Origin of the sequence: Rhizobium sp. CFBP 13644 (genome assembly GCF_014842165.1) — a bacterium.
GTDB lineage: Bacteria > Pseudomonadota > Alphaproteobacteria > Rhizobiales > Rhizobiaceae > Agrobacterium > Agrobacterium tumefaciens_C.
The window spans coordinates 26751-38557 of the sequence record NZ_JACYVF010000013.1 but is presented as its reverse complement, the minus strand read 5'-3'; the positions used below and the strand labels follow the sequence as shown (position 1 = coordinate 38557).

General features: G+C 56.8%; 12 protein-coding genes. 7 read left to right on the top strand and 5 right to left on the bottom strand.

Features of this window, described 5'->3' with window-relative positions; all coding sequences use genetic code 11:
• Nucleotides 1-6: 6 nt before the first annotated feature.
• The 3 genes from galE to IFT53_RS22105 all read right to left on the bottom strand — a co-directional run bounded on the left by galE (nucleotide 7) and on the right by IFT53_RS22105 (nucleotide 1903).
• Nucleotides 7-990, bottom strand: a complete 984-nt coding sequence (gene galE, locus IFT53_RS22115) for a UDP-glucose 4-epimerase GalE (RefSeq protein WP_192068064.1) — start codon at nucleotides 988-990, stop codon at nucleotides 7-9.
• A gap of 133 nt (nucleotides 991-1123) precedes the next feature.
• Nucleotides 1124-1552, bottom strand: a complete 429-nt coding sequence (locus IFT53_RS22110; protein ID WP_192068066.1) for a hypothetical protein — start codon at nucleotides 1550-1552, stop codon at nucleotides 1124-1126.
• 9 nt (nucleotides 1553-1561) lie between these two features.
• Entirely contained in the window at nucleotides 1562-1903 is a 342-nt protein-coding gene (locus IFT53_RS22105; RefSeq protein ID WP_192068068.1) for a DUF883 family protein, read from the bottom strand.
• 224 nt (nucleotides 1904-2127) lie between these two features.
• On the opposite strand from IFT53_RS22105, the gene nspC reads away from it, so the two are divergent.
• Together nspC and IFT53_RS22095 are read left to right on the top strand one after the other, a co-directional pair.
• The gene (gene nspC, locus IFT53_RS22100; protein WP_192068070.1) at nucleotides 2128-3225 is read left to right on the top strand and encodes a carboxynorspermidine decarboxylase; all 1098 of its coding nucleotides are present in this window, start codon (nucleotides 2128-2130) and stop codon (nucleotides 3223-3225) included.
• Between the two features lie 45 nt (nucleotides 3226-3270).
• Entirely contained in the window at nucleotides 3271-4509 is a 1239-nt protein-coding gene (locus IFT53_RS22095; protein WP_192068071.1) for a saccharopine dehydrogenase family protein, read from the top strand.
• 121 nt (nucleotides 4510-4630) lie between these two features.
• On the opposite strand, the gene IFT53_RS22090 is transcribed toward IFT53_RS22095, so the two are convergent.
• The gene (locus IFT53_RS22090) at nucleotides 4631-4885 is read right to left on the bottom strand and encodes a DUF2934 domain-containing protein (RefSeq protein ID WP_192068073.1); all 255 of its coding nucleotides are present in this window, start codon (nucleotides 4883-4885) and stop codon (nucleotides 4631-4633) included.
• Between the two features lie 290 nt (nucleotides 4886-5175).
• Between IFT53_RS22090 and IFT53_RS22085 the strand changes: the two genes are divergently transcribed.
• The 5 genes from IFT53_RS22085 (at nucleotide 5176) to IFT53_RS22065 (ending at nucleotide 10188) form a co-directional block, all read left to right on the top strand.
• Nucleotides 5176-6249 (top strand): enoyl-CoA hydratase/isomerase family protein, encoded by a 1074-nt coding sequence (locus IFT53_RS22085; protein WP_192068074.1) that lies wholly within the window; start codon nucleotides 5176-5178, stop codon nucleotides 6247-6249.
• A gap of 143 nt (nucleotides 6250-6392) precedes the next feature.
• Entirely contained in the window at nucleotides 6393-7379 is a 987-nt protein-coding gene (cysP, locus tag IFT53_RS22080; protein ID WP_042617702.1) for a thiosulfate ABC transporter substrate-binding protein CysP, read from the top strand.
• Nucleotides 7380-7446: 67 nt separating this feature from the next.
• On the top strand, nucleotides 7447-8274 hold the full coding sequence (gene cysT / locus IFT53_RS22075; protein ID WP_192068076.1) for a sulfate ABC transporter permease subunit CysT: 828 nt from the start codon (nucleotides 7447-7449) through the stop codon (nucleotides 8272-8274).
• A 4-nt stretch (nucleotides 8275-8278) separates the two neighbouring features.
• Nucleotides 8279-9160, top strand: a complete 882-nt coding sequence (gene cysW / locus IFT53_RS22070; protein WP_192068077.1) for a sulfate ABC transporter permease subunit CysW — start codon at nucleotides 8279-8281, stop codon at nucleotides 9158-9160.
• The gene (locus tag IFT53_RS22065) at nucleotides 9157-10188 is read left to right on the top strand and encodes a sulfate/molybdate ABC transporter ATP-binding protein (RefSeq protein WP_192068079.1); all 1032 of its coding nucleotides are present in this window, start codon (nucleotides 9157-9159) and stop codon (nucleotides 10186-10188) included. Before cysW ends, IFT53_RS22065 begins: the two co-directional genes overlap by 4 nt.
• A gap of 168 nt (nucleotides 10189-10356) precedes the next feature.
• Here the strand turns inward: IFT53_RS22065 and IFT53_RS22060 are convergent, their stop codons facing one another.
• Nucleotides 10357-11793, bottom strand: coding sequence for an NAD-dependent succinate-semialdehyde dehydrogenase (locus IFT53_RS22060; RefSeq protein ID WP_192068080.1), 1437 nt, complete (start codon nucleotides 11791-11793; stop codon nucleotides 10357-10359).
• Nucleotides 11794-11807: the final 14 nt, after the last annotated feature.

The following is an 11807-nucleotide window of genomic DNA, read 5'->3' as shown; positions in this document are numbered from 1 at the left end:
CTGGGCCTAAATGCTTTCGTTGCGGGAAGAGTGCCAGCGCCAAGCCGAGCTGATAATGTCTTCCAGCGTGTATTGCGGTTCCCAGCCAAGCACTTCGCGTGCCTTGTCATTATTGGCAACGAGTGTCGTGGAATCACCTGCGCGACGCTCGGCATATTCCACCGGGAAGGGGCGGCCTGAGACTTTCGAAATCGTATCAAGCAATTCCTTGACGGTTGTTCCCGTCCCAGTTCCGAGATTGAGTTCGACCGTCTCGCCGCCATTCCACAGATATTCGACAGCGCGAATATGGGCGTCGGCCAGATCCAGAATGTGGATGTAATCACGCACACAGGTGCCGTCGCGGGTGTCATAATCCGTGCCGAAAACCTTGAAGCCTTCACGGCGACCGAGCGCCGCTTCGATGGCGAGCGGAATGGCATGGGTTTCAGGCTTGTGCCATTCGCCGATGCGTCCTTCAAAATCCGCGCCTGCCGCGTTGAAATAGCGCAGCATGACGGATTTCAGGTCCTTATAGGTGCTGTAATCCTTCAACGCCTGCTCAACCACCCATTTCGTGCGGCCATAGGGGTTGATCGGCGCCTGCGGATGCGTCTCATCCAATGGCACGCGCTCAGGCAGACCATAGGTGGCGCAGGTGGAGGAGAACACGAAGGCTTTTACGCCCGCATCCATGGTCGCAGACAGAAGCGTCAGCGCGCCGATGACGTTGTTGTCGTAAAAGGCAACCGGGCTCTTAACGGATTCGCCCACTTCGATCAGGGCTGCGAAATGCAGGACGGCATCGGGCTTGTATTTGGCGAAAACCTCGTCGAGGCGCGCCTTGTCCCTGATGTCACCCTGCTCGAAAGGTCCCCAGCGCACAAATTCTTCGTGGCCGTTGGAAAGATTGTCGAAAACGATAGGCTCATAGCCGCGTTCGGCGAGCAGCATGCACGTGTGGGAACCGATATATCCGGCACCGCCAACAACAAGGACTTTTTTCCGCATCCAGCGTTTTCTCCATTACGAACCGTTGGCAAACTGCCTAACATTTTGTCGTCAGAAGGGCAGCGGAATTTTTCGCAGGTGCAAAAATAAAGCCGCCTTCCGGTGTGGAAGGCGGCTTTGCGATTGAATGGTCTTATTTCTTCTTCAGGATCGTTGTCCGCGTAGCCACGTAACCAACCGCAATTGCAGTCAGCAGCGTTACGAACGGTCTTGCTGCCAGCGCACTGCCTGCCAGTGATTGCGCCGCAAGCGCCGCAAGCGGCGCAGCGGCAAGTGGCATCACAGGTGCTGCAGCGTAGACGCGTGGTCTGCGCTTAATGACAAGAGCAACCAGCATCAAGACGCCAAGAAGAAATGCGCCACCTGCAATCACCAGTGCGGCAGGGCCAGCACCGATTTCATCTGCAAGGTAGATCGCACCGCCCACAAAGGCCGCGACGAAGGCAATCAGGAAGAAAACGCTCGCCAACGTCCACAACAGGATTGTGGACTTGATGCGGCGTGTTACCAGCTGGCCTTCCCGCTGCGTGTCGCCGAGATAAAGCAGAAGCGATTGAAGCATCTGCTCGCCTTAACGACGGGTGACGAGGGCGATCAGGAAGCCTGCCGCAACCGCAATACCGAGCGACTGAAGCGGGTTCTTCTGAACCTGATAGGTCAGGTTGTCGTTGATGGACTGAATTTCGTTGCGAACTGTCGCGACAGTTTCTTCGCCCGCAGCTATTGCGTCATCTGCAGCACGCGAGGCGCGAGCCTTGACTTCATGCGATACGCCAGCGCCCAGTGCCTTCACACTGCCAGCCAGATTGGCTAGATCTTCGCGAAGCTGTGCAAGCTGCGCAGAGACTTCTGCTGCATCCGCATCTACGCGGGCTTCGTTGATGTTGTCTTCTACGTCGCGAACCGTTGCCATGATGTTTCCTTTGCTGAAATTAAGTCAAAACGCCGTGCTTACGGCTCACACTTGGTCTTCAAACGTAGCGGAGCGGTTTTTGTTCCGCCAGCGGGCATGTGCGTTTAAAAAACGCAGCGATTGCAGAATCTTTTGCGCGGGTTTGTTTTCCTGTCACAAGCATCATATAAGGCCCCACACAAGACGACATGATTTCCCATCCACGACAATGATGTGACCGATAAATGCTCCAAACACCCTATTACCTGATCGACAAGGCAAAGCTCCTCAAGAACATGGAGAAGATTGCTTATGTGCGCGAAAAATCCGGCGCGAAGGCTTTGTTGGCTCTGAAGTGCTTCGCAACGTGGTCGGTGTTCGATTTCATGTCGCAATATATGGATGGCACCACGTCGTCGTCTCTTTATGAGGTGCGTCTGGGCCGTGAGAAATTCGGTGGCGAAACCCATGCCTATAGCGTGGCCTATGCCGATTACGAGATCGATGAAGTCGTCGCCAATGCCGACAAGATCATCTTCAACTCCATCAGCCAGCTGGAACGTTTTGCCGACAAGGCATCCGGCATCACAAGCGGCCTGCGCCTGAACCCGCAGGTATCCTCGTCCACATTCGATATTGCCGATCCGGCCCGTCCTTTCAGCCGTCTGGGCGAGTGGGACGTGTCGAAGGTCGAAAAGGTGATGGACCGCATTTCCGGCTTCATGATCCACAACAACTGCGAAAACGGTGACTTCGACCTGTTTGACCAGATGTTGGGGCAGATCGAGGAAAAATTCGGCACGCTTCTGGCGCGCGTTGAGTGGGTCAGCCTTGGCGGCGGCATCCACTTCACCGGTGATAACTACCCCATCGACCGCTTCTGCGATCGCTTGAAGGAATTCTCGGAAAAGTTCGGCGTTCAGGTCTTTCTGGAGCCCGGTGAGGCTTCCATCACCAAGAGCACGACGCTGGAAGTCACGGTTCTCGATACGTTGTACAACGGCAAGAACCTCGCCATCGTCGATAGCTCGATTGAAGCCCATTTGCTGGATTTGCTGATCTATCGCGAAAACGCCAAGGTTTTGCCCAATGAAGGCGATCACTCTGTCATGGTGTGCGGCAAATCATGCCTTGCGGGCGATGTGTTCGGCGAGTTTCGCTTCGAACATGAGCTGAAGGTTGGCGACCGCGTCTCTTTCCAGGACACGGCCGGTTACACCATGGTCAAGAAAAACTGGTTCAACGGCGTGAAAATGCCGACGATTGCCATCAAGGAACTGGACGGCACCATCACGACCGTCCGTGAATTCGACTTTGCCGATTTCGAGCAAAGCCTGTCTTAATCACTCCAACACAATCCCTGCGGGGAAAAGGGGGCATCACCTGAAATGAAGAAGAACGTTCTCATCATCGGCGCCGGTGGCGTAGCACAGGTCGTGGCGCATAAGTGCGCCCAGAACAGCGATGTATTGGGAGACATTCATATTGCGTCACGCACACAGGAAAAGTGCCGCAAGATTGTCGAGTCCGTACGCGAAAAGAAGAGCCTCAAAACCGATGTAAAGATTGAGGCCCATGCGCTTGACGCTATGGATATCGAGGCCACGAAAGCCTTGATTGTGAAGACTGGTGTTCAGATCGTCATCAATGTCGGTTCGGCTTTCGTCAACATGTCCGTTCTTCGTGCCTGCATGGACACAGGTGTTGCCTATATGGATACGGCGATCCATGAGGATCCGACCAAGATTTGCGAAAATCCGCCATGGTACGGAAATTACGAATGGCAGCGCGCTGCCGAATGCAAGGAAAAGGGCATCACCGCCATTCTGGGCGTCGGCTTTGATCCGGGCGTCGTCAACGCCTATGCGCGTCTGGCCAAGGATGAGTATTTCGACAAGGTCACCTCCGTCGATATCGTCGATATCAATGCTGGTAGCCACGGTCGCTGGTTCTCCACCAACTTTGATCCTGAGATCAATTTCCGCGAATTCACGGGCGTCGTCTACTCCTGGCAGAACCAGCAGTGGCAGACCAACCAGATGTTCGAGGTCGGCCAGGAATTCGACCTGCCGGTTGTCGGCAAGCAGAAGGCCTATATGACTGGCCATGACGAAGTGCATTCGCTGTCCAAGAACATGGATGGCGCCGATGTGCGCTTCTGGATGGGCTTTGGTGATCATTACATCAACGTTTTCAACGTTCTGAAGAACCTCGGCCTTCTGTCTGAAAAGCCGGTCAAGACAGCCGAAGGCCTGGAAGTCGTTCCACTCAAGGTGGTCAAGGCTGTGCTGCCGGATCCATCGTCGCTGGCGCCTGATTACGTCGGCAAGACCTGCATCGGCGATATCGTCAAAGGCATCAAGGACGGCAAGGAAACCGAAGTCTTCATCTACAATGTGGCAGACCACAAGGATGCCTACAATGAAGTCGGTAGCCAGGGCATTTCCTACACGGCTGGCGTTCCGCCCGTCGCTGCCGCGATGTTGATTGCATCGGGCGAATGGGATGTGAAGCAGATGGCCAATGTGGAAGAGCTGCCTCCGCAGCCATTCCTCAACATTCTGAACAGGATCGGCCTTCCAAGCCGGATCAAGGATGAAAATGGCGACCGCGCCCTGACATTCTGATCCTTCGAGAATACAAAAAGCCCCGCTTTGCGAACTGATCCCGGACCTTTCAAATGGCCGGGATCATTCACAGCGGGGCTTTTTTTGTCCTGAGATTGATTGTTAATGGCTTGGGAGGGCGCTACTTGGCTGCGGATTTGCGGGATTTGGCTTTGGGCTTTTCGGCAATGGCTTCTGCGGCTGCCTCGGCGGCAAGCGCAAGTTTCACGTCTGCTTTCTTGCGGTGCGTTGGCTTTGTCGCCTTCGATTTCTGAAGAAGCGCATATTCCCCTTTGGCCTGCTGCCAGTGGTCGGAATCCCGGCCATGCGGCCGCCCCTCTTGCTCCCACAACGTATAGGCGCGCTTGCTGATCCAATCAATTTCTGAAACTGGCATCTATATCTCCCGTTAGAATGTCCTGTCAGCAGCCAGTATGTGGCTGCCTGCATGCGCCGGCCGCAACGCTGGACAGGGAAAGCGCGCCGGTATTTTACCTGACCATTACATGCCATGATTCGCAGATGCGTCAAGTGAATTTGGTGCACTGCAAAAAGCTGTAATTCCCGTTTTACGAGCATTTTCAATGATCGCATCGGGCCCTATCCTCGAGTACGGAACAAATATTCTTGCGTAAGGTTCCCACGGCATCCAAACTGTCGCCCATCACATTGTTTTGAGGAGGCGACATGCCGCATCCAGCGCCATTGGAGGATGACATCATTATCGCAAGGCAGGGCACTGCCGGTCTTATCAGGCTCAACAGGCCCGCTGCGATCAACAGCCTCAATCAGGCGATGGTCTCTGGCATGAAGGCAGGACTGGCCGCTTTCCTGCGCAATCCCGAGATTATCTGCGTCATCCTGTCCGGTGAGGGGGAGCGCGGCCTGTGCGCTGGCGGTGATGTGCGCCAGATCCATGCGACGAGGACCGGGAGCGAGGCGGATCGTGCACGGTTCTGGCGTGAAGAGTTTCCGCTGAACCATACGATAGCCCGTTACTCCAAGCCCTATATTGCGTTGATGGATGGCATCGTCATGGGCGGCGGTGTCGGGATTTCGGCCCATGGCAGATATCGCATCGTGACAGAGCGGACCCGGCTTGCCATGCCGGAAACGGCTATTGGCTATTTTCCCGATGTCGGTGCGACATGGCTTCTCCCCAAAGCTCAGGGCGAGAGCGGCACGTGGCTTGGCTTGACGGGGCGAGAGATCGGCGCGGCGGATGCCATCCATATGGGACTTGCGGACTATCATGTTTCCGCCGAACAACTTGGCGAGCTCGTGCAGGCACTCTGCGATGTCTCCTCTGCGGCAGATGTCGGTGCCGTGATCGAGCGTTTCGCCAGCGCACCCAAGATCGATGGGATCGTCGCCCGCCACCGGGAGCATATTGATGCCGCCTTCGGCTTTGATACGGTCGAGAAGATATTTGCAGCACTGGCATCTATCGATGATGATTTCGCGCGCGAGACATTCGCCACCCTCAAGTCCCGTTCGCCAACCAGTCTCAAGCTAACCTTGCGCCTGTTGCGGCAGGGGCGGGAAAGCTCTGGCCTTGTCGAATGTCTGGAGCGCGAATTCGTGGCGGGCTGCGAGGTGTTGCGCAACCATGATTTCTACGAGGGCGTGCGCGCCGCCCTCATCGATAAGGACCGCAAACCGCTGTGGCGTCCTGCCGCGTTGGGCGAGATCAGCGAGGACGAGTTGGATCGATATTTCGTCGCAAGCCAGCCACCGCTCTTCACCGACCATCGTCTCTGACATGGCAGCGCAATATCCGTTCGAATATTCATGTTCAGGAAGTAAAACTTTCTAGGATGACCTGACGATCGGGTGGCTGGTTCCTCGCGCCATGCAGGCTGCGTCCGTATCCTGTTCTCCAAATTGGTGCTCTGGGGAATTTCATGAAACGGATCATGCTTATCGGTGCTGCTGTTGCAGCGCTTCTATCGACATCTGCGACAGCGCAAGAGCCGAAAACGCTTCTCAACGCGTCCTATGATGTTGCCCGTGAGGTTTTTGCAGCGGAAAATGAAGCCTTCGTGAAGGCGCATCCCGGCGTTACCATCGACCAGTCCCATGCGGGCACATCCAAACAGGCCCGCGCCATCGTTGAAGGCCTTGAGGCGGATGTCGTGACCTTCAATCAGGTCACCGACATTGATTTTCTGGTCAAGCAGGGCTTCGTCTCTGCCGATTGGGCCAAGAGCTTCCCCAATGATGCATCTCCATTCTATTCCTTCCCGTCCTTCCTCGTTCGCGCCGGAAACCCCAAGAACATCAAGGATTGGGATGATCTGGTCCGTGACGATGTGAAGCTGGTTTTCCCGAACCCGAAAACATCAGGCAATGCCCGCTACACCTATCTGGCTGCGACCGCTTTCGCCAAGGAGAAGTTCAAGGGTGATAATGCACAAGTGCAGGACTTCATGAAGAAGATCTTTGCCAATACGCCCGTCTTCGACACTGGCGGCCGCGCAGCGACCACCACATTTGTTGAGCGCGAAGTGGGCGATGTGTTGATCACGTTTGAGGCTGAGACCCGCGGCATTGCCAAGCAATACGGCAAGGACAAGGTTGAAAGCGTTGTTCCATCCGTCAGCCTTCTCTCTGAGTTCCCGGTCGCAGTGGTAGACAAGGTTGTCGACAAGCGCGGTTCGCGTGAACTGGCGAAGACCTATCTGGATTTCCTCTACACCGAGGAAGGCCAGCGCGTTGCAGCCCAGTTTGGCCACCGTGTCCACAATGAAAAAGTCGCTGGTGAATTCAAGACCGAGTTCCCCGAAATTCGCCTCGTCAACGTCAATGATGTGTTCGGTGGCTGGGACAAGATCCAGAAAGAGCACTTCGCATCCGGCGGCGAGCTTGATGGGCTTTTCGGCAACCGCTAAGCAATTCCGAATTGAGATAGCATCGACCCGGCGGACCTCCGCCCGGGTCGATTTTCCATGATAGGGGATGGGTTTGAGACGCAATGTATTGCCGGGGCTTCGATTATCCCTTGGCGTCACCCTGCTTTATGTCGGCATCATCGTGGTGCTGCCGTTGGCGGCCCTTGTGTTCAAGGCTGCAAGCCTCGGCCCCGCTGAATATTGGGCCATCATCTCCTCTCCCCGCGCCGTCGCCAGCTACCGCGTAACGGTTCTCTGTGCGCTTGCGGCAACGCTGTTCACCACGGTGTTCGGCCTCGCACTGGCCTGGGTTCTGACGCGCTATCGTTTCCCCGGCTGGCGTCTGGTCGATGCTATTGTCGATCTTCCCTTTGCCCTTCCAACGGCGGTGGCGGGCATAGCGCTGACGGCGCTTTTTGCTGGCAATGGCTGGTTCGGCTCTGCTCTTGCCCATCTGGGCATCAAGGTTGCCTATACGCCACTTGGCATCATCATCGCCATGGCTTTTACCAGCCTGCCCTTCATCGTGCGCACCGTGCAGCCGGTGCTGGAAGATCTGGATCCGGCGCTGGAAGAAGCGGCGCAGTCGCTCGGCGGATCGGATTTCACGATTTTCCGAAAGGTCATTCTGCCCTTGCTGACGCCTGCCATTCTGGCGGGCCTGTCGCTCTCCTTTGCCCGTAGCTTAGGGGAGTTCGGGGCGATCATCTTCATCGCCGGAAACCAACCATTCTCGACGGAAATTACAGCCCTTCTCGTCTTCATCCGGCTGGAGGAATATGATTATCAGGCCGCCGCCGCCATTGCTTCCGTGCTGCTGATCACGGCCTTCGTCATGCTTGCCGTCACCAATTATCTTCAGACGCGCGCCTTGCGTTATACGGTAAGGAGTTGAGGAGATGAGCGCCCATTCCAACCATCGCAAGCCGCCGCGTGTGGGTGATGCCCCCTGGGTGCGACGTGGGCTGATCGCCTGCGTCCTGATCATCGGTGCCTTCCTAGTCGTCGCGCCGTTGATCATCATCGGTGTCGAGGCGTTTTCCCAAGGATGGAAAACCTATTCGGCGACCATTTCCCACCCCGATACGCGCCACGCCATCATGCTAACGGTCATCACCGCGCTGATTGCGGTGCCGATCAATACCGCCTTTGGCGTTGCCGCCGCATGGTCCATCACCAAATTCGATTTCAGGGGGCGGCGTCTGCTGTTGGTTCTCATTGAAATCCCGTTTTCGGTCTCGCCCATCGTGGCAGGCGTGGCTTATCTCTTCGTCTATGGCCTGCAGGGCCTGCTCGGGCCGCTGCTTGCCGCATATGACATGAAGATCCTGTTTGCCCTGCCGGGCATCGTCATCGCTTCGATGTTCGTCACCGCGCCCTTCGTGGCGCGTGAGTTGATCCCGCTGATGCAGGCGCAGGGGCGTGATCTGGAGGAAGCATCGACATCGCTTGGCGCTTCCGGCTGGCGTACCTTCTGGTCGGTGACCTTGCCGAATATCAAGTGGGCGCTGCTGTATGGCGTCGTTCTGTGCAACGCCCGCGTCATGGGTGAATTCGGTGCCGTGTCCGTCGTCTCGGGCAATATTCGCGGCCAGACCAACACGCTGCCGCTGCATATCGAACTGCTCTACCATGATTATCAGGCCGCAGGCGCATTCGCCTCGGCATCCATTCTCGCCGCTTTGGCTGTCGTCACCATCATTGCCAAGGTCGCGCTGGAAAAGCGCGGGGCAGGGCGTGGCGCCAAGAAAACCGCTGCCGTTACGGAGACACTGCCATGAAAATCCGCCTCGAAAATGTGGTGAAGACCTTCGATACATTTAAGGCCGTGCGGGATGTGTCGCTGGATATTGAAAGCGGGGAGCTTCTGGCGCTTCTTGGGCCATCTGGTTCCGGCAAAACCACGATCCTGCGCATGGTGGCGGGGCTGGAATATACCGATGGTGGCCAGATCTATTTCGGTGACGAGGATGCCACCAATATTCCCGTGCGGGACCGTGGCGTCGGCTTCGTGTTCCAGCATTACGCGCTTTTTCCGCATATGACGCTGCATGAGAATATCGCCTTCGGCATGAAAGTGTCCAAGGTCAAGCGCGACAAGGCGGCTATAGACATCAGGGTCGATGAGTTGCTTGCGCTGGTCAAGCTCGATGGTTTGGGCGAAAGGTTCCCGGCGCAGATTTCCGGCGGTCAGCGCCAGCGCGTGGCCCTTGCCCGCGCCTTGTCCGTCGATCCCAAAGTGCTGCTTTTGGACGAACCCTTCGGCGCGCTGGACGCGAATGTGCGCCGCGATCTGCGCCGCTGGCTGCGCGAAATTCACACCGAACTCGGCATTACCACCATTTTTGTGACCCATGACCAGGAAGAAGCGCTCGATCTCGCAGACCGTGTCGTCATTCTCAATCAGGGTCAAATCGTGCAGCAGGGCACCCCGAAAGATGTGTGCCGTCAACCGAACTCGTCCTTCGTCATGCGGTTTCTGGGAGATGCGAACCGCATTCAGGGCACCGCGCGTTCGGGCAAGGTTTTCGTCGGTTCAGCCGAAGTCCCCTTCGCCTATGGACAGGCCGATGGCCCGGTGGAGGTTTTTGCCCGGCCGAATGATCTGGAATGGGAAGATCTGCATGGCGGCATCCCGGCGCAAGTCACCCGCGTACTGGACCGTGCAGGCGACCGCCGCGTGATCGCGTCCACCATGGAAGGCGATCTCTTGGAATTCGATGTTCCGCCAGAGACGAATGTCGAAGCGGGCGACCACGGCCACATCGTCATCCGCCGCGCCAAAATTTTCCCGTCTGAAAAGGCTTGAGTGCCGCCGAGATACACGAACCAACCCCATACTGACGTCATCCTCGGGCTTGTCCCGAGGATCTAACCACGTTTGATGTTGGGATTCGTTAGATGCTCGGGACAAGCCCGAGCATGACGGTTTTATAAGCAAAAAACCCGGCGTTTAAACCGGGCTTTTCTTTGACTATCAGTTCATCTGGCTGACGAAGCGCGTTTCGAGATACGCACCGACAGCTTCCGAGCCGCCTTCCGTGCCGTAGCCCGAATCCTTGATGCCGCCGAAGGGGACTTCTGGCAGGGCAAGGCCGTTGTGGTTGATCGTCAACATGCCAGCTTCGACCTGACGGCCAAGCTCGTGTGCCGTCTTGACAGAACCGGTGAAGGCGAAGGAGGCTAGGCCGAATGGCAGGCGGTTCGCTTCCGAGATCGCGTCGTCGAAGGACTTGAACGTGTTGACGATGGCAACGGGGCCAAAAGGCTCGTCATTCATGATCTTGGCAGATGTCGGCACGTTGGCCAGCACGGTTGGCTCGAAGAAGTTACCCTTGTTGCCGATGCGCTTGCCGCCGGTCTTCAGTTCTGCGCCATGGGTGATGGCGTCCTGAATGAGGGCTTCCATCGCTGGAATGCGACGCTCATTGGCCAGCGGGCCCATGGTCACGCCGTCTTCCAGGCCGTTGCCGACCTTGATGGCCTCAGCAGCCTTCACGAAGCCATCCATGAACTGGCTGGCAACGCCTTCCTGTACGAGGAAGCGTGTTGGTGCAACGCAGACCTGACCGGCATTGCGGAACTTCGACATGGCCATGATTTCGACGGCCTTTTCGATGTTGGCATCATCGAAAATCATGACAGGTGCGTGGCCACCCAGTTCCATCGTGGCGCGCTTCATGTGCTTGCCAGCAAGTGCTGCAAGGTGCTTGCCGATGGGTGTGGAGCCAGTGAAGGAAATCTTGCGAATGACCGGATGCGGGATCAGGTATTCGGAAATTTCCGCTGGTACGCCGTAAACAAGGTTGATGACGCCTGCGGGAACGCCTGCATCCACAAAGGCGCGGATGAGCTCTGCCGGAGAGGCAGGTGTTTCTTCCGGTGCCTTGACGATGATGGAGCAGCCAGCGGCGAGTGCCGCAGAAAGCTTGCGCACGATCTGGTTGATCGGGAAGTTCCAAGGTGTGAAGGCAGCCACAGGGCCAACAGGTACCTTGATGGCAAGCTGCGAAACGCCGGTTGCGCGGGCAGGGATGACCTGACCGTAGGTGCGGCGGGCTTCTTCGGCAAACCAGTCGATCGTGTCGGCAGCGCCCATGACTTCCATGCCGGATTGCGCGATAGGCTTGCCCTGTTCGCGGGTCATCAGCCAGGCAATCGTGTCCTTGCGCTCACGCAGAAGGTCTGCCGCCTTGCGCATGATCTTGGAACGATCATAGGCAGATGTTTCGCGCCAGACCTTGAAACCCTTTTCGGCAGCGTCTAGCGCTAGATCGAGATCGGCCTTTTCAGCATGGGCGATAGCGCCGATGATTTCGTCTGTTGCAGGATCGGAAACGGCAATGGTCTTGCCCGAGAGCGCATCGCGCCATTCGCCGTTGATGAGAAGCTTGATATCGGGATAGCTGTGCATTCGAAATACCTTCG